Genomic DNA, 16,406 nt, shown 5'->3' on the forward strand with positions numbered 1-16,406 from the left:
GACTACCGGGTGCCACCTGGAGATGTGAGCACCATCATCGGACGGGGCCGCCTACCGAAATGGCCCAGAAGGTAGGATGGAGGGCGATAAACCCCAAGAAGATGCGGAGTGGTCCTTAACTATGGCTAAAATCATTTACACGCGCACGGATGAAGCGCCGCTTCTGGCGACGTATTCGCTCAAGCCGATCATCGAAGCCTTCGCCACGTCGGCCGGTGTCGAGGTTGAGACTCGAGACATCTCTCTCGCCGCACGCGTGCTGGCCCAGTTCAGCGACCGTCTGCCCGAGGACCAGCAGGTCGGCGACGCACTCGCGGAGCTGGGCGATCTCGCCAAGACCCCCGATGCCAACATCATCAAGCTGCCCAACATCTCCGCTTCCGTTCCGCAGCTGAAGGCGACGATCGCCGAACTGCAGTCTCAGGGCTACGACCTGCCCGCCTACCCGGAAGAGCCTTCGACCGATGAGGAGAAGGATGTTCGGGCACGCTATGACAAGGTCAAGGGTTCGGCCGTCAATCCGGTGCTGCGTGAGGGCAACTCCGACCGTCGCGCTCCGCAGGCCGTGAAGAACTTCGCCAAGGCTCACCCGCACTCGATGGGCGAATGGTCCAAGGACTCGAAGACCCGCGTCGCCACCATGGGCGCAGGCGACTTCCGCGACAACGAGAAGTCCGTGATCATCGAGGCCGATGACACCTTGTCGATTCGCCTGCGCACCGCCACGGGAGAGACGAAGGTCCTCAAGGAGTCCCTGCCCGTTCTGGCCGGTGAGATCGTCGATTCGACGAAGATGAACGCCGCCGCCCTCGACGAATTCGTCAAGGACCAGATCGCCGCGGCCAAGGCCGACGGCGTCCTCTTCTCCGTCCACCTCAAGGCCACGATGATGAAGGTCTCCGACCCCATCCTCTTCGGCAAGGTCATCGAAGCCTTCTTCCCCGACGTCTTCGCCGAGTACGGTGACGTCCTCGCCGAGGCGGGACTGACCTCCGACAACGGACTGGCCGCCATCCTGGCCGGGCTCGACACCCTGCCTGCCGACGCAGCCGCGGGAGTCAAGGCCGGAATCGAGAAGGGGCTGGCCGACGGGCCCGACCTGGCCATGGTCAACTCGCACAAGGGCATCACGAACCTCCACGTGCCCTCTGACGTCATCGTCGATGCCTCGATGCCGGCGATGATCCGCGTCGGCGGCAAGATGTGGAACAAGGATGACCAGACCCAGGACACCCTGGCCGTCATCCCCGATTCCTCCTACGCCGGCGTCTACCAGACCGTCATCGAGGACTGCCAGGCCAAGGGCGCCTTCGACCCGCGGACCATGGGCACCGTGCCCAATGTCGGTCTGATGGCGCAGAAGGCCGAAGAGTACGGCAGCCACGACAAGACCTTCGAGATCCCGGAGGCCGGAACCGTCGAGGTCGTCAACTCCGCCGGCGATGTGCTCATGAGCCACGAGGTCGCTGCCGGCGACATCTGGCGTGCATGCCAGACGAAGGACATCCCCGTCCGCGACTGGGTCAAGCTCGCCGTCACCCGTGCCCGCCTGTCCGAGACTCCGGCCGTGTTCTGGCTCGACGAGACCCGCGCCCACGACCGCAACATCACGTCGAAGGTCGAGGAATACCTCAAGGACCACGACACCGAGGGCCTGGACATCCGCATCATGAACCCGGTGGAGGCCACTCAGTTCTCCATCGACCGCATCCGTGAGGGCAAGGACACCATCTCGGTGACCGGCAACGTCCTCCGCGACTACAACACCGACCTGTTCCCGATCCTCGAGCTCGGCACCTCGGCGAAGATGCTCTCCGTCGTTCCGCTCATCGCGGGCGGCGGACTGTTCGAGACCGGTGCCGGCGGCTCCGCTCCGAAGCACGTCGAGCAGCTCGTCGAAGAGAACCACCTGCGCTGGGACTCGCTCGGTGAGTTCCTCGCTTTGGCAGAGTCCTTCCGCCACGAGTTCAACGTCCACGGAAACGAGCGGGCCGGCGTCCTGGCCGACACCCTCGATGCCGCGACCGGCAAGTTCCTCGAGGAGAACAAGTCGCCGTCGCGCAAGGTCGGCGAGATCGACAACCGCGGCAGCCACTTCTACCTCACCCTCTACTGGGCACAGCAGCTGGCCGAGCAGACCTCGGACGAAGCTCTGGCCGAGGCCATCACACCGGTGGCGAAGGCACTTGCTGAGAAGGAGGACGCCATCGTGGCCGAGCTCCTCGAGGTTCAGGGCAGCCCGGTCGACCTGGGTGGCTACTACTACCCGAACGATGCGAAGACCGAAGCCGCCATGCGGCCCTCGGCCACGCTCAATGAGATCATCTCCTCGCTGAGCAAGACCGTCTGATCAACTGATCGACAACACTGAGGGAAGAGTCCCGGCAGCCGTTGCCGGGACTCTTTCTGCAAACCAGCCTTATGCGCCCCATCAGCAGTTATGATGGGGCGCATGAGTACTCAAGACCCGCGTGGCGATTCGCAGACGCCCGAAGAGCTCCTGGCCGAAACCGATTCAGTCCTCGGCAGCGATACTCCCGCGACGGGCGAAACCGCTGCGGTGGACAAGACCCGGGAGATGTCCCCGCAGGAGAGGCATGAGCAGACGCAGCCTCCGGCGGGACACACTGGTGAACTGCCGTCGACGAAGGCCGGATCCGGAATGTCGGCGGGAATGTGGGTCTCCCTCATCCTCGGCGCCGTCATCGTCGTCCTGCTGCTCATCTTCATTCTGCAGAACAATGTCCCGGCCGAATTCAAGTACTTCGGCTGGCAGTTCGAACTGCCTCTGGGTGTGGCGATGCTCTTCGCCGCGATCGGCGGCATCCTCATTGCCGGAATCATCGGTTCGGTGCGGATCTTCGTGCTCGACCGCAAGCTGAAGAAGATCAACAAGGCCCTGGGCCGCTGATCGATGGCGCACCACCCCAGCTTCATCGAACTGCCCACTGAACTTCCCGTCACCCTGGTCCTCGCCGATACCTCGGCCGAGGCGGCGTGGGCGCGTGATGACGATTCCGTGCTCACCGAGCAGGAACGCAACTATGCGAAGGAGTTCGACGCCGAGGCGGCCGCCACCTGGTCTGCCGGCCGTGTCGTCCTCCGCCATGTGCTCGGGGCGTATCTGGGTCAGGATCCCGCTGCGATCGAGATCCGCCTCGATTCGGCGGGCAAACCACGTCACGACGAGAGCGAATTCTCCGTGTCGAGGTCACGTCGCCTCGTCCTCGTCGCCGTCTCCGACGACCCGGTCGGACTCGACATCGAAGCGATCCCGGAACGAGATGTCGCCCTCGAGGCGATGCGGCTGCTCCATGAAAGGGAACGGGCAGAGCTCGAGGAGCTTCCCGATGACGACTTCGCTGCCGGATTCGTCCGCGTATGGGCGCGCACCGAAGCTTTTCTCAAGGCGTTGAGCACGGGCCTGGCTCGCGATCCCGGTCTCGACTACATCGGCGCCGGGCCGGAACCGAACTCACCGCATCCCGATGTCGACATCCACGACCTCAAGACCGGTATTCCCGACGGCCATATCGCTGCCATCGCCTTCAACCGCTGAGCACCGGTCTGCTGACCCCTCCTCGTTCAAGCGCTGCCGCATTTGTTGACCCTTCGCGCAGCCAGTTTTGTGTCGTTCAAGCGCTGCAGCGGATATGTGACCGCGCACGACCACATATCCGCTGTTCGCCTTGAACGACGAAAGGTCAGCAGTCAGGGCAGCCTCCGTGAGGAGGCCTCGAAGGGTCAGGGATTTTGCGGCTCTGCGAACGGTCAGGGGTTCTGCGGCTCGTCTTCGCTGAAGGACGGGCCGTTCTCGCCGGTCGTGAAGACCACGGCGATGCCCAACGAGCCCACTCCGACCAGCCCGAAGAGGATCCAGGCGCCAGCCGGGTTGCTCGCAGCGGCGAGGATGAGGCCGACGACGACCGCGACGATGAGGAGTGCGTCGAAGACCATCGGGAACTTCAGGTAGCGCTTCTCCCCCTTGGTCACGGCATAGGAGATCTGGGTAGCGGCGCTGAGGAAGAGCAGCACCAGCGCAGTGATGACCAACCAGCGTGGGGCGAGGAAGAAGTCCTCGAGCCCGCCGATGAAGATGAAGCCGAGCACGGCCAGCAGCAGCTTGATGATGCCGTCGACTGCAAATCCGGAATTCCTCATGACTGAATCCTACTCAACAGGGTCTTCACCTCACCCAGTGCCTCTCGCAGCACAGGGGCCTCGACGTTCGAATGGGCGATGACCAGACCGTGTCGAACCTCGTCGCCACCGGCCCAGCCGCGAGCCAAAGAGGCGACGAGGATGCCGCGCTCGGCCAGATCCCTCAACAGGCTTGAGGCCTGCGCCTGAGACGTTTCGATGACGAGTGTGCGTCCCTCGTGGACCAGCCCGGGGATCGGACCGATCTCGGACACGACTTCCTCGGCGGCCCGGAGTCGCCGCCGTCCCCGGGAGATGCGACGACGCAGCCCACCGGAGCCGAGGTAGGAGGCGATGGCCATCTGCAGAATCGGCGAATACGCCGGCCCGAGAGCCGCGCGCAGGCTCATGAGCTCCTCCGAGATCGGTCCACGAGCGATGACGTATCCGGTCGATACGGCCGAGGTCAGCAGGGCAGAGAAGGTGCCGATGTGGACGACTTGCGCGCTGCTGTCGGTCGATGTTGCGAGGTCGAAGAGGGTCGGCAGCACTGTGCGAGTGAAGCGGGCCTCACTGTCGTAGTCGTCCTCGACGATGAGAACGTTTCCTCGAGCCGCCCAGTCCAGCAAGCGGGCACGCTGATCGACCGGCATCGGTGTTCCGTGCGGGAACTGGTGATTCGGTGTCACGACGGCCGCAGCCACATCGGCCCGCGCCGGCGAGGAGCCGACCATGTCCAGAGGCACAAGCTGCTGGTCGGTCATCGCCTGGCGCAGACCCGGGAAACCGGGATTCTCCACGGCGATGGCTCCGGAGACGCCGAGGCTCAGCAGCAGTCGCAGACCATCGCGAGACCCGCTGGTGAGGATGATCTCGTCGGGGTCGACGGCCATCCCACGAGTCAGCCGCAGATAGTCGGCGATCGCCCACCGGGCTCGGGGCTGGCCCAAGGGATCGATCGGACCCGGGTCGAGGTCGAGTGATTCCCTCCAGGCCCGCCGAAAGGCCGGTTCGCGCAGAGGATCGTCCCCGCCGAACCCCGGACGCAGGTCGACATAGTTGCGCAGACGCCGCCTCGGCGAGTCCGGAACTCGATGCTTTGGACCCACCGTCGTCGAGGCGGCGGGCAGGTCGGGATTGATCCGCGTGGCCGATCGTTCGGCGGCGAGGAGGAACCCCTCCACAGCGAGCTGCGCATACGCTGTCTCCACACTGCCGCGAGAGATTCCGAGATGCTTGGCCAGCCGACGGCTCGAGGGCACCGCATCCCCCGGGCGCAGAGTCCCGTCCGAGATCAGGCGCCGCAGCTCCTGAGTGAGCTGATCAGGCAGCGGAGTCGGCAGTTTCTTGTCGACGTTCACCGGCAGAGCAATGCCTTCGGCCCGAGTGCCGTCCTGTGACTTCGTGACCATGAGTCGATAATAGTGCGACGATGTGATTCTGGCCTAAAATTCTTCCACGTTCCTGGCTCTCTCGTTGAGCCACTCATCGGTTTAGGCTGGTCGAGAACGGCCGTTCACACCCGAAGAACCACGATCCCTCCGACCCACTGGCAGCAGACAGAGAACGCTCCGTCCTGCGCCCTGTGTCGACCCGGATCGACTCCGCGACAGTGAATGGATCTACACCACAATGACCGAAACACAGACCCTGCTCAACACCGGACTGGCTCAGATGCTCAAGGGCGGCGTCATCATGGATGTCGTCAACGAAGAGCAGGCACGCATCGCCGAGGCGGCCGGTGCTTCCGCCGTCATGGCCCTCGAACGCGTCCCCGCCGACATCCGCGCACAGGGTGGAGTCGCCCGGATGAGCGACCCCGACCTCATCGACTCGATCATCAGCGCCGTGTCCATCCCGGTGATGGCCAAGGCCCGCATCGGACATTTCGTCGAGGCTCAGATCCTCGAAACCCTCGGTGTCGACTACATCGACGAATCAGAGGTCCTCTCCCCCGCCGACTACGTCAACCACATCGACAAGTCCGTCTTCAAGGTGCCGTTCGTCTGTGGTGCAACCAACCTCGGTGAGGCTCTGCGCCGTATCCAGGAGGGTGCGTCGATGATCCGCTCGAAAGGCGAAGCAGGAACCGGTGACGTCTCCGAGGCGATGCGCCACCTGCGCACCATCAACTCAGAGATCCGTGCGCTGGGAGCGAAGAGCGAAGATGAGCTCTACGTCGCGGCCAAGGAGATCGCCGCCCCGTACCACCTGGTCAAGCAGGTCGCCAGCCTCGGCCGTCTGCCCGTCGTGACCTTCGTCGCCGGCGGCATCGCCACCCCGGCAGACGCAGCGATGATGATGCAGCTCGGTGCCGACGGCGTCTTCGTCGGCTCCGGCATCTTCAAGTCGGGCAATCCGGAGGCACGCGCGAGGGCCATCGTCGAGGCGACCACCCACTTCGATGACCCGCAGGCCGTGGCCGAGGCATCCCGCGGACTCGGCGATGCGATGGTCGGCATCAACGTCGCCGACGTCCCTGCACCGCACCGCCTGGCCGAGCGCGGCTGGTGAGAGTCGGCGTCCTCTCCCTCCAGGGAGCCTTCCGTGAGCACCTGCTCATGCTCGGCTCCCTGGGGGTCGACACCCTCAAGGTCACCAAGTCCGAACACCTTACGGACCTCGATGCGCTCATTCTGCCCGGCGGTGAGTCCACGGCCATGGTGCGCATCGCCGCCGGCACGGATCTCTTCGCGACTCTGCGCGAACGCATGGCCGGCGGACTGCCGGTCTTCGGCACCTGTGCCGGGCTCATCCTCCTGGCCGACCGGCTCAGCGACGATTCGCTGGGTGGGTACGACCGCCTCGGCGGGCTCGATGTCACCGTGGCCCGCAATGCCTACGGTCGACAGCGCGAGTCCTTCACCACCCCGCTGACCGTGCGCGGACTGGGCGAACCGGTCGAGGGCACATTCATTCGGGCTCCGCAGATCCTCGATCTCGGACCCGACACCGAAGTGCTCGCCCGTCACGACGACACGCCCGTCCTCGTCCGGCAGGGTTCGGTCTGGGGTGCCAGCTTCCACCCGGAATTGGGCACCGACGGACGAATCCATGCAGAATTCCTCCACCACCTCGGTGCCGCTGTGTAAAGATTGACTCATGACTGAGCAGGCATTGCAGACACTCAAAGACGGATACACCTTCGACGGCGAGACACTCGATCTTGGGGTCGCCCTGGACGGAGAAGAACCGTCGAAGGAGACTCCGATCTCCATTCCGTTGTCCATGCTCAATCGGCACGGCCTCGTCGCCGGGGCCACGGGAACCGGTAAGACCGTGACCCTGCAGGTGCTCGCCGAGCAGCTGTCACGGGCCGGAGTGCCGGTGTTCGCCTCTGACATCAAGGGCGATCTCTCGGGCATCGGCGCTGCCGGAGTCGAATCCGACAAACTGCGCAAGCGCCTCGATGCCGCCGGTCAAGACTGGCAGTCGCGGTCCAATCCGACCGAGTTCTACACCCTCGGCGATTCAGGACTCGGCACTCCCCTGCGAGCGACCGTGACCTCGTTCGGGCCGATCCTGCTGGCAAAGGTGCTCGAACTCAACGACACTCAGGAATCCGTCCTCTCTCTGGTCTTCCACTATGCCGATCAGGCAGGGCTGGCGCTGCTCGACCTCTCCGATCTCAAGGCCGTGCTCACCTTCCTCACCTCCGACGAGGGAAAAGCCGATCTCGAAGGCATCGGCGGAGCATCGAAGGCCACCGTCGGCGTCATCCTGCGCAAGATCTCCGAACTCGCCGCCCAGGGCGGCGACGTGTTCTTCGGTGAGCCGGAGTTCGACACCGCTGATCTGCTGCGCACCGATGACAACGGTGCCGGAATCGTCTCGGTGCTCGAACTGCAGAAACTCAGTCAGTCGCCGGCCCTGTTCTCCACGTTCCTCATGTGGCTGCTGGCCGACCTGTTCCAGGACCTGCCTGAGGTCGGCGACCCGGACAAGCCCTCGCTTGTGTTCTTCTTCGACGAAGCCCACCTGCTCTTCGCCGGCGCGTCGAAGGCCTTCCTCCAGTCGGTGACGCAGACCGTGCGGCTCATCCGTTCGAAGGGTGTCGGCATCTTCTTTGTCACTCAGACGCCGAAGGATGTTCCCGAGGATGTGCTCGCACAGTTGGGTTCGCGCATTCAGCACCAGCTGCGGGCACACACGCCCAACGACGCGAAGGCGCTCAAGGCAACCGTGCAGACCTTCCCGAAGTCCGACTACGACCTCGAAGAGCTGCTCACCTCGCTCGGCATCGGCGAAGCCGTGGTCACCGTCATGGACCCCGATGGTGCTCCGACCCCGGTGGCGCCGACGCGGATGCGAGCCCCGGAGTCGAAGATGGGGCCGATGAGCGAGGACGAGATCAAAGCGGCTGTGGCGGCTTCGCCCCAGCATGAGAAGTACGGCACCGCGATCGACAACGAATCTGCCCGCGAGATCCTCGCCAAGCGCCTCGAAGGCGGGTCAGAAGCTCACGCCGAGGAACAGAAGTCAGCACCTGCCGATGCGCCCGCCGAGAGTCAGGGTCGCGACGCCTCAGCGGACAAGATCGATTTCCCGGAGGAGTCCGGCGGCTCCGGGAAGAAGCCGGCAAAGAAGGACGACGAGAACCTGTTTTCCCAGGTCGTGAAGTCCTCGGCGTTCAAACAGTTCACAAGGACCGCGGCACGCGAGATCGCACGCGGAATCTTCGGCACCTCACGACGCCGGCGCTGATACCCGCAGAGTCTTCTCACCGGCGCTCACCCGCAGTTCCAGACAGTCGCCGATGAGGTCTCCGTCGAGTTGTGCCGGTACCGGTGATTCGACGGAGACCGTCACCTCGGTCGTAACGCGATAGTTCATGAACGGGTGGGCGTCTGGTCTGCCCTGCAGGCATGCCGCGGCGATTCCTGCCCACGCTCGGCACGCCGCCATGGGCGAGTGCGGGAATGGACCGACGGTGAGCATGGAGAAGGTCTGAGCATCGATGTGCGCCTCGGGGAACACGGCGATGGGCCCTGCAGGACGAGCCACTTTCGATGCCATCACCGACCACACCGGCGCCGAGGCGGTTCCCCCGGTGCTCGAGGTCTCCCCTGTTCTCGCGGCGAAGTCTGTACTTGCGGTGAAGTCCGCGGCGAAGAGGGCCCGCTCGGCTCCCCAGGCGTAGCCGAGCAGTCCGGGCGCGGCGTGGTGGTGGGCGACGGCCCGGGCGTCTCCCCCGATTCCTGCGAGGCTGATGAAGTCGGCGCGATGTCGAATCCCGTCCGCGGTCTGAAACTCCGCAGTATTGATCGGGACGCTGCGATGGGTCGGCGGAGCGCCGCGGATGGTCGAGGCGATCGTGCGCACGCAGTGGTCGATGGCGTGCCGGGAGGATCGTAGGCCGATATGGCGGCTGAGCACGTTCGCGGTCCCGGTCGGGACGAGGAAGGTCAGGATGTCCGCCTCGGCGAGCACCGGGGCTGTCGCTCGGATGGTGCCGTCCCCACCGAGGACGATGACGGTATCGGCTCCCCACCTGACGAGCTGTTCGGCTTGCCACCGACCGGAACGTTCGACGCTGGTGGTCATGCTTCGGTAGTGCGCGCCGGCTTTGCGCAGCTGCGGCACGAGCTCGGCATACGCCCGTAGGGTCGCCGAATGTTTGGGGTTGAGGATGATCCCAACGGCAATTCGGCCTGCGGGCGATGCTGGTGGGTCGTCCTCATCCACCCGGCCGGACACCTGTTCGAGTGGCATGTGGCGATCGTCCATCGTCGGTGGTCTCTGCGTGCTCAGACGAAGGCCGGGTGGGTTGCACTCACCGATTCGACGGCGGCCAGGTCAACTTTCTCCCCTGGGAAGGTGTCGACGAGGACTCGCGGACCGGTTTTGCGGGGTGTTCGCTTCCACGTGGCGCGTGCCCGAGTACCGGCCACCAGTGTGTTCTTGAACATTCCGTTGCCTCCGGGCACAACGAGTTTCTCATTCGCAGGGTCGAGTGTGGCGCTGCGGTCCTTGTACCCGAGGATGATCTCGTCGAATCCCGGCAGCAACATGGTCTCCTGCGCCGCTGCCTCCCATTCGCCCAGTCGGTCCTCCAAATCCGGGGCGTGAACGTAGTCGGTGCCGTCGATCTCGGTGCTCACGATCTCTCCGGCATCGATCCCGGCCTGGATAGCCTTTCTCATCCTCGTCTTCGGCAGTCCAGTCCACCGTGCCGCGTCATCGACCGTGACCGGTCCGTGGCTGGTGACGAAGCGTCTCATCCATTCGCGGTCGGCCGCCTCGTCGTCCAGCGTCGTCGGTGTGGGCACCCAATCTGCGGTGAGCACATATTTCATGTCATCTTTGCCCTCGATCATGGGGGCTTGAACGATGATGTTCTGCAGCGCCAGGGACGTGATGAGGTATCGGGCGTGGCCGTATTCGTCTCCGGCGCCGATGGGAGCGAACGCTTCGAGCAGCTCTTCTCGTGTCAGCGGTCCCCGCTCCCGGATGGCTGCTGTGGCGAGTTCCGCTGCAGTGTCGAGCATGGCGTCGGTGATGCCGAAATGCTCACGCCTCTTGGCCGTGGCTTTCATGATCCGTGCCCCGGTGAGGCCGAGGATCCACCCGATGTCCTTGGCCGTGGTCAGATGGATGGTGCCGCGCTGGGTCCAGGAACGCACGATCTCTCCGGCATCGATGGCGGCCCGGACTGCGGCCATACCGTCAGTGACATCCGGTCCTAGGCGCAGGGCGATGGAGACCAGTGCTCCGCCGAGGGCTTGAGCTTGGACACAGCCGAGATGTTCGACGACTGCGCCGGCGTTTGAGAGGTCGGTTCCTGTCGGTGACTCGGGTGGAGGTCCGATGAGTCCCTGCGAGATCAGACGGGCTGCCGAGATCTGATGTGCGTCCATGGTCCAACGGTAGTGCACGCCGGTGACACGGCGGTTGTGAAAAGGCGACAGCACTGGGTTCGCAGACGGGGTTCGCAGACGAAGATCGCGCAGTCGAATCTGTTCAGCCCATGATGTCGATGAGTCCGGGCACCCGCACCCGCGGCAAAGTGCCCGAGGAGGCGAACTCTCCCCAGACCCGGCGCAGCTCGGGACCGGCGATATCGGTGGTCGCACCGTAGTCGAGGAAGGAATCGTGCCAGATCTCGCCGGGGAAGATCAGCGGCAGGTCTCCCGAGTGCGCGGCGTCGAAGAAGCTGCCGTCGCCGCGGGAGACGATGAGCAGGCGTGCGCCTTGACCGCCGGACATCCGGTGGCGGTCGTAGAATTCGCGACCGGCCCGGGTGTAGACCGCTGAGGTGATGCCGGAGATGAGGGATTCGAGCATCGGAGAGGTCAGGGTGCGGTCGTGGAGGCGACGCAGTGCGGGAACGAAACCGGCGAAGAACGCCATCTCGCGTTCCGTGCGGGTCATGAGCACATCGAATTTCGGGGCGACCGCAGCCCAGGCTTCGGCTGACTTCGCTCGTGATGGCAGCGGGTACTTGCCGTAGCGGACTCCGAAGCACATTCCGGCATGCAATCCTCCGACGAGGGCGGCCTTGTGCACTTCCTCCTGTGCTCGGAGGATGTCGTCGACGCATGCTTCAGGGTCGATCTTCTGGGCGACTTTCCCCATCGCCCAGTTCATGGCGTCGGTGCCGCCGGCCAGTCCCAAGGGAGCTGAGGCCATGAGCACACGATGGAAGAGCCCTGCGGTGCCTTCGGCGATCATGAGGTGGGCGCAGGCGTCTGCCCCGGCGCTTTGCCCGGCGATCGTGACATTGTCCGGGGTGCCGCCGAAGGCGGAGATGTTCGTCTGCACCCAGCGCAAGGCGGAGATCTGATCGAGCACACCGAGGTTGAGGTGTTCGTCGCGCCCGGTACCGAGGTATCCGAGGACGCCGAGCCGGTAGGTCACCGAGACGACAATGATGTTCTGCTCGGCGGCCAAGGCATGCGGATCGTAGATCTCCGCGTCCCCGGCCCCGGCGACGTAGGCTCCGCCGTGGATCCAGACGAGGACGGGAAGCCCCGCCTCGGTGGTGGTGTCCTTCGGCATGGTCACGCTCACGCGCAGACAGTCTTCGCTGATGGGCAGCCCGCCGAGCTGGTCGAAGGTCATTCCGGCATTCGGGTCGCGGCGCAGCTGCGGGCTTGCCGGACCCGGTTGACCGCCGTCGATGAAGTCCACCGGAGGTTCATCGACGGGAGGGAGGAAACGACCTGCACGGGCATAGCGAATACCTCGTGCGCGGATCACGTCATCGCTGACGTAGACGCGCACGCGTCCGCACGGGGCGGCGATGTCCCGTGTCTCCTCCATTTGGTCAGCTTACTTGCTGGGTTCGACCGGAGGCTCGGCCGACCATGGGAAGACGATCCACTGATCGGTGCGCTTCCACACGAAGTCAGGATCGATGATCGATGCGGACTTCGCGTAGATGACGGCCGACTGGGCTTCCGCGCCGTGTTTGCGCAGCAGTTCGAGGACGAGGGCCAGGGTGCGGCCGGAGTCGGCGACGTCATCGACGACGAGCAGCTTCTTGCCCTTGATCGCTTCGACGTCGAGCATCGGGGCGAGCAGGATGGGGTCGGGCAGGGTCTCGTGGACGTCGGTGTAGAACTCGACGTTGATGGCGTCGGAGAGCTTGAGTCCGAGCGCGTAGGCGAGTGCTCCGGCGGGCAACAGCCCACCGCGTGCCACGGCGATGACGATCTCGGGATCGTAGTCGGAATCCGCGATGGTCTGCGCCATCTCACGCGCCGATCGGCCGAACATGTCCCAGCTGAGAATCTCTTTTTCGTCGAGATCGGTCGAATCGGCGTGATAGGCCATGGATGCTCCTCGTGTCTGACCGTTTGTGGTTCGAGCTTCAAGGATACGCTGTCGCCGGTTCAGCGCAGAAATACCTCGAGCCCGGCCATCTCCTGCGCCTGTGATCCGGTATGGGTGGGCGGGTTCGAGTTGACCCAGTACTCCCCCGTGTGGGCATTGCGTTCGAGCAGGCGGTAGTCGATGAGTTCGCGACGCAGCAGGGCGAAGTCCGGATGGAATTCCCCGAGGAGGCCGTTGAGCCGTTTCTCGTCGTAGACCTGGTCTGGGTCCAGGGCAGCGAGGACCTCGATGAGGACGAGCACGAGGGCGCGTCGTTTCGTCGGGACGGAGACGATCCGGCCATCTGGCATGAACGTTTTCAGTGTCTTCGCCCGGAACCGTGCGATCTCCGGGTCGATGACGGATTCGCTGCGGGAAACTCTGTCGGAATCTGTCCCCTGGTTCGCGGCGAGCAGCGCGGTGCGGGCCGTGGTGAAGTTCTCACCGGTTTCGGTCATCCGCGTGCGAACGAGCTTCTTGAAATCTTTGTCCTTGGTCATGGTGTCACTTCCTCAAGCGACCAAGTCTCCCCCAGCACGAAACCTGGTCAGGAAATCACCGTGCCGGTTTCGTCCGAGGATTCTCTCCCCTTCGCCATGCGGTCGGTGTGCTGGGAACACGACCTCGGCTGGGCGTTGGATGCGCCGGCCACCAGTATAGACGCAGTGGTCGGTGTTCGAAGCGGTTGCCGGTTGTCAGCTTTCGAGCGCTTCGAGGTACATCCACCGTCCGGATCTGCGGACGAAGGAGGAGTTCTCCTCGAGGACATGATCGCCGAGGTGGTCCCGGAATCGCGCACGGAAGTGCACGGTGCCGGTGGCATCGTCGACTCCTCCGCCCGTGGTGGACACGATTTCGAGGCCGAGCCACGTGGTGGCGTCATCGACGCCGACATCGTCGGGCCGGGTCTTGGCATGCCAGGTGCGGAAGAGGTGGTCTTCGTTGCCGCGGACGAAGGCGGTGTAGCGAGAGCGCATCAGCGCCTCGGCGGTGGTGGGCCAGGTTTCACCGTCGAGGGCGGGGCGGCAGCAGTCGTCGTAGGCGGCGCCGGGAGGCATTCCGGAGCAGGGGCAGATCATCTGTCGATGATATCGGCAGTGGACTGCAGTGGCGGGCGTGCGAAGATGGAGTCATGACTTCACTGTTCCTGTCTGGAGATCCGAAGGCCGATGAACTCTTGGCCGAAGACCGCTTCGCCCTGCTCGTCGGGATGCTGCTCGACCAGCAGGTGACCATGGAGAGCGCCTTTGCCGGGCCGGCAAAGCTGGCAGATCGGCTGGGCAAGCTCGATATCGACGAAATCGCTGAGATGAACCCGGATGATTTCCTCGACATCTTCGCGCAGACGCCCGCGGTTCACCGGTTCCCGAAGTCGATGGCTGGCCGGGTGCAGAAGCTGGCCGCAGCTATTGTCGACGAGTACGACGGAAAGCCCGAGGCGATCTGGACTGAGGGTGACCCCAGCGGCGCCGAAGTCCTCAAACGGCTCAAAAAGCTGCCCGGATTCGGTGATCAGAAGGCCAAGATCTTCCTAGCGCTGCTCGGCAAGCAGTTCGAACTCCAGGCTGAGGGCTGGCAGGAGGCGGCCGGTGACTACGGTGACGCGGATGCTCGTCGTTCGATCGCCGACGTCGTCGATGACGTCACTCTGCAAGAGGTGCGTGCTTTCAAGAAGCAGCAGAAGGCCGCGGCTAAGGCGGCAAAGGCCGCGAACAAGTAGCCGCAGTCGCCGAGAGTTTCATGCTTCCACGCACTCCGACGTGAGTTATCCACAGATTCGACTTCGCCTGTTCTAAAAAGCGTGCCTGTCGAATAATGTAGGGAATCCGGGTGTCGGCCGACGGGGTCGCGCCGCAGTTGCAGACCACAGAGGCGTGGAATGAGAACTGGATCGTCCCGACCGAATCGTCGACCTGCCCAAATGTTCGTTGCCGTTTTCTCCGCTCTGAGTTTGGTCTCGGTCGTCGGCTGTGCCGACAATTCTCCGGTAGCCGCGCCGACATCGACCCTGCCCGCGCAGCAGCCCGACGGAGGGTCGACCGATAACCCCGCCGAGGTGGCCATCCCCGACTACGAAACAGACCTTGACCTCGACAACGAGGAAAAGAAGGCCGTCGAGGGCGCGTTGGTTGCGTTCGACGACTTCATTCAGGCCATTAATGAAGCGTATTCCGGGAAGTCCGAGGTAGCTGATGACTTTCCGAATTTCGCATCCGGCGATGCGCTTAAGTCAATTCAGACTGAAGCCAAATCAGTAGCCGCCGACGAGGCTACCTTTGAGGGGCAAATCGAACCGTTGAAGGTCGAAGTATTCGAAGTCACGAAATTGGACGAGACAGCGAAGTCTGGCTCGGTCCTGGTGAACTTTTGTGTTGACACCTCTAAGTGGACAATGACGCCGGCAGGTCAAACTCCGACTTTGAATCCTGATGGAAAAGTGACGATGCAACACACCATTCTGTTAGATGACGAAAGCTGGAAAGTCGACCAGCAAACTCTCTGGGAACGACGTTGTTAGGAAATAGGTCTTCCCACAGCATTCTTTGTTTTGCAATCGTCGCCATTTGCCTGTTCATGTTTCCTCCGCCGGCGGAGGCGGCACCAGGTTGCACGATTGGCGACACAAGCGGATGTGAAGCGGTGAAGCCCCCGGCGCCCAAACCGCCTCCGGGCGGAGGGGGATCTGACGGAGGCGGAGGCTCCGGCGGTGGCGGCTCTGGTGGAGGCGGCTCTGGTGGAGGCGGCAACGGCGGCGGTGGATCCGTTGGCGGAGGTGGTCCCGGCGGAGGCGGCGGACAGCCTGACTGTCCGACGGAAGACGTCGGCTATCTGTGTGTGAGTGAGCCCGGCCCCGGTGGCGGAGGGGGCGGTGGCGGCGGCGCTCCGGCTCGGCCCGATCCCCCGACGCACATCCCGGAATCGCAGTTCCAGAATTTCGACATACCGGCTCCCACAATCTATGCCTGGCCGAAGGATTGGGCCGTCGTCGGCAAACCAGCCGCCTTCTGGACGGACATCGACGTCAGCTATATCGACATGACCCTGCTGACCTACGCAGTCAAGGTAAAAGTCACGCCAGAACGATTCAACTGGGACTTCGGAGACGGCTCGGGCACGACCACTACTGCGAAAGGTTTGAAGCCCCTGCCCGGCGGCACACCCCAGATCGGACACGAATACCAAAAATCCGGCAAGGTATCCGCGTCGATGACCGCGACATTCAGCGGAGAATTCTCAGTCGACGGCGGACCCTGGCTCCCTATCGACGGATTCGCACACGTCGCCAGCAACGACATCGGCATCGAGGTCTACCGATATCACCGCTACCTTGTCGACGAAGACTGCTATTCCAATCCCCGCGGGCCGGACTGTGCCCGATCTGCCCGGTGAGTCCGCAGCCATCTCCAGCAGGAAACCGTCTTCCTATCGCCTGGCCATGATCAGTGAGCCCT

17 protein-coding genes are annotated in these 16,406 nt (G+C 63.9%); 9 read left to right on the forward strand and 8 right to left on the reverse strand.

Going from position 1 to position 16,406, the window contains the following annotated elements:
* Positions 1-121 precede the first annotated feature (121 nt).
* The 3 genes from ACSBQT_RS01450 (at position 122) to ACSBQT_RS01460 (ending at position 3,559) form a co-directional block, all read left to right on the forward strand.
* Positions 122-2,350, forward strand: a complete 2,229-nt coding sequence (locus ACSBQT_RS01450) for an NADP-dependent isocitrate dehydrogenase (RefSeq protein ID WP_435000693.1) — start codon at positions 122-124, stop codon at positions 2,348-2,350.
* Between the two features lie 102 nt (positions 2,351-2,452).
* Positions 2,453-2,911 carry a LapA family protein gene (locus ACSBQT_RS01455; RefSeq protein ID WP_410710205.1) on the forward strand — a complete coding sequence of 153 codons (459 nt, stop codon included), beginning with the start codon at positions 2,453-2,455 and terminating at the stop codon, positions 2,909-2,911.
* Between the two features lie 3 nt (positions 2,912-2,914).
* Complete coding sequence (locus tag ACSBQT_RS01460; RefSeq protein ID WP_435000694.1) at positions 2,915-3,559, forward strand: 4'-phosphopantetheinyl transferase family protein; 645 nt, start codon at positions 2,915-2,917, stop codon at positions 3,557-3,559.
* A 212-nt stretch (positions 3,560-3,771) separates the two neighbouring features.
* Here the strand turns inward: ACSBQT_RS01460 and ACSBQT_RS01465 are convergent, their stop codons facing one another.
* Both ACSBQT_RS01465 and ACSBQT_RS01470 read right to left on the reverse strand, forming a co-directional pair.
* The gene (locus ACSBQT_RS01465) at positions 3,772-4,161 is read right to left on the reverse strand and encodes a hypothetical protein (protein WP_410710207.1); all 390 of its coding nucleotides are present in this window, start codon (positions 4,159-4,161) and stop codon (positions 3,772-3,774) included.
* A complete protein-coding gene (locus ACSBQT_RS01470; protein ID WP_410710208.1) occupies positions 4,158-5,552 on the reverse strand; it encodes a PLP-dependent aminotransferase family protein in 1,395 nt (464 codons plus the stop codon). The genes ACSBQT_RS01465 and ACSBQT_RS01470 overlap by 4 nt, the downstream gene beginning before the upstream one ends.
* A gap of 220 nt (positions 5,553-5,772) precedes the next feature.
* Between ACSBQT_RS01470 and pdxS the strand changes: the two genes are divergently transcribed.
* Genes pdxS through ACSBQT_RS01485 form a run of 3 tightly spaced genes read left to right on the forward strand, consistent with a single transcriptional unit; the run spans position 5,773 to position 8,844 of the window.
* Complete coding sequence (gene pdxS / locus ACSBQT_RS01475) at positions 5,773-6,654, forward strand: pyridoxal 5'-phosphate synthase lyase subunit PdxS (protein ID WP_435000695.1); 882 nt, start codon at positions 5,773-5,775, stop codon at positions 6,652-6,654.
* Positions 6,651-7,232 carry a pyridoxal 5'-phosphate synthase glutaminase subunit PdxT gene (pdxT, locus tag ACSBQT_RS01480; protein ID WP_435000696.1) on the forward strand — a complete coding sequence of 194 codons (582 nt, stop codon included), beginning with the start codon at positions 6,651-6,653 and terminating at the stop codon, positions 7,230-7,232. The genes pdxS and pdxT overlap by 4 nt, the downstream gene beginning before the upstream one ends.
* A gap of 10 nt (positions 7,233-7,242) precedes the next feature.
* Complete coding sequence (locus tag ACSBQT_RS01485) at positions 7,243-8,844, forward strand: helicase HerA-like domain-containing protein (protein ID WP_435000697.1); 1,602 nt, start codon at positions 7,243-7,245, stop codon at positions 8,842-8,844.
* Here ACSBQT_RS01485 and ACSBQT_RS01490 read toward each other — a convergent pair.
* The 6 genes from ACSBQT_RS01490 to ACSBQT_RS01515 all read right to left on the reverse strand — a co-directional run bounded on the left by ACSBQT_RS01490 (position 8,827) and on the right by ACSBQT_RS01515 (position 14,033).
* A complete protein-coding gene (locus ACSBQT_RS01490) occupies positions 8,827-9,852 on the reverse strand; it encodes a diacylglycerol/lipid kinase family protein (protein WP_435000698.1) in 1,026 nt (341 codons plus the stop codon). The two genes, ACSBQT_RS01485 and ACSBQT_RS01490, sit on opposite strands and share 18 nt — an antisense overlap.
* A 35-nt stretch (positions 9,853-9,887) precedes the next feature.
* A complete protein-coding gene (locus ACSBQT_RS01495; RefSeq protein ID WP_435000699.1) occupies positions 9,888-10,997 on the reverse strand; it encodes a winged helix DNA-binding domain-containing protein in 1,110 nt (369 codons plus the stop codon).
* 103 nt (positions 10,998-11,100) lie between these two features.
* Positions 11,101-12,402 carry a carboxylesterase family protein gene (locus ACSBQT_RS01500; RefSeq protein WP_435000700.1) on the reverse strand — a complete coding sequence of 434 codons (1,302 nt, stop codon included), beginning with the start codon at positions 12,400-12,402 and terminating at the stop codon, positions 11,101-11,103.
* Positions 12,403-12,411: 9 nt separating this feature from the next.
* On the reverse strand, positions 12,412-12,915 hold the full coding sequence (locus ACSBQT_RS01505) for a phosphoribosyltransferase (protein WP_101544866.1): 504 nt from the start codon (positions 12,913-12,915) through the stop codon (positions 12,412-12,414).
* A gap of 59 nt (positions 12,916-12,974) precedes the next feature.
* Positions 12,975-13,454, reverse strand: a complete 480-nt coding sequence (locus ACSBQT_RS01510; protein WP_435000701.1) for a DUF2087 domain-containing protein — start codon at positions 13,452-13,454, stop codon at positions 12,975-12,977.
* A 195-nt stretch (positions 13,455-13,649) separates the two neighbouring features.
* Positions 13,650-14,033, reverse strand: coding sequence for a YchJ family protein (locus ACSBQT_RS01515; protein ID WP_435000703.1), 384 nt, complete (start codon positions 14,031-14,033; stop codon positions 13,650-13,652).
* Between the two features lie 53 nt (positions 14,034-14,086).
* Here ACSBQT_RS01515 and ACSBQT_RS01520 point away from each other — a divergent pair, with 53 nt between their 5' ends.
* From ACSBQT_RS01520 to ACSBQT_RS01530, 3 genes are all read left to right on the forward strand, one after another.
* Positions 14,087-14,674 carry an HhH-GPD-type base excision DNA repair protein gene (locus ACSBQT_RS01520; protein WP_410710217.1) on the forward strand — a complete coding sequence of 196 codons (588 nt, stop codon included), beginning with the start codon at positions 14,087-14,089 and terminating at the stop codon, positions 14,672-14,674.
* A gap of 201 nt (positions 14,675-14,875) precedes the next feature.
* A complete protein-coding gene (locus ACSBQT_RS01525) occupies positions 14,876-15,472 on the forward strand; it encodes a hypothetical protein (protein WP_410710218.1) in 597 nt (198 codons plus the stop codon).
* A gap of 317 nt (positions 15,473-15,789) precedes the next feature.
* A complete protein-coding gene (locus tag ACSBQT_RS01530) occupies positions 15,790-16,344 on the forward strand; it encodes a hypothetical protein (protein WP_435000704.1) in 555 nt (184 codons plus the stop codon).
* Positions 16,345-16,406: the final 62 nt, after the last annotated feature.

Source organism: Brevibacterium sp. H602, assembly GCF_051172395.1.
GTDB lineage: Bacteria > Actinomycetota > Actinomycetes > Actinomycetales > Brevibacteriaceae > Brevibacterium.

Bases quoted from the DNA above. Each gene is read 5' to 3' on its own strand.
- ACSBQT_RS01500 (WP_435000700.1), bottom strand. From the start codon at position 12,402: ATGGAGGAGACACGGGACATCGCCGCCCCGTGCGGACGCGTGCGCGTC.
- ACSBQT_RS01450 (WP_435000693.1), top strand. From the start codon at position 122: ATGGCTAAAATCATTTACACGCGCACGGATGAAGCGCCGCTTCTGGCG.
- pdxS (WP_435000695.1), top strand. From the start codon at position 5,773: ATGACCGAAACACAGACCCTGCTCAACACCGGACTGGCTCAGATGCTC.
- ACSBQT_RS01525 (WP_410710218.1), top strand. From the start codon at position 14,876: ATGTTCGTTGCCGTTTTCTCCGCTCTGAGTTTGGTCTCGGTCGTCGGC.
- ACSBQT_RS01465 (WP_410710207.1), bottom strand. From the start codon at position 4,161: ATGAGGAATTCCGGATTTGCAGTCGACGGCATCATCAAGCTGCTGCTG.
- ACSBQT_RS01455 (WP_410710205.1), top strand. From the start codon at position 2,453: ATGAGTACTCAAGACCCGCGTGGCGATTCGCAGACGCCCGAAGAGCTC.
- ACSBQT_RS01515 (WP_435000703.1), bottom strand. From the start codon at position 14,033: ATGATCTGCCCCTGCTCCGGAATGCCTCCCGGCGCCGCCTACGACGAC.
- ACSBQT_RS01505 (WP_101544866.1), bottom strand. From the start codon at position 12,915: ATGGCCTATCACGCCGATTCGACCGATCTCGACGAAAAAGAGATTCTC.
- ACSBQT_RS01520 (WP_410710217.1), top strand. From the start codon at position 14,087: ATGACTTCACTGTTCCTGTCTGGAGATCCGAAGGCCGATGAACTCTTG.
- ACSBQT_RS01470 (WP_410710208.1), bottom strand. From the start codon at position 5,552: ATGGTCACGAAGTCACAGGACGGCACTCGGGCCGAAGGCATTGCTCTG.
- ACSBQT_RS01460 (WP_435000694.1), top strand. From the start codon at position 2,915: ATGGCGCACCACCCCAGCTTCATCGAACTGCCCACTGAACTTCCCGTC.
- ACSBQT_RS01510 (WP_435000701.1), bottom strand. From the start codon at position 13,454: ATGACCAAGGACAAAGATTTCAAGAAGCTCGTTCGCACGCGGATGACC.
- ACSBQT_RS01485 (WP_435000697.1), top strand. From the start codon at position 7,243: ATGACTGAGCAGGCATTGCAGACACTCAAAGACGGATACACCTTCGAC.
- ACSBQT_RS01490 (WP_435000698.1), bottom strand. From the start codon at position 9,852: ATGCCACTCGAACAGGTGTCCGGCCGGGTGGATGAGGACGACCCACCA.
- ACSBQT_RS01495 (WP_435000699.1), bottom strand. From the start codon at position 10,997: ATGGACGCACATCAGATCTCGGCAGCCCGTCTGATCTCGCAGGGACTC.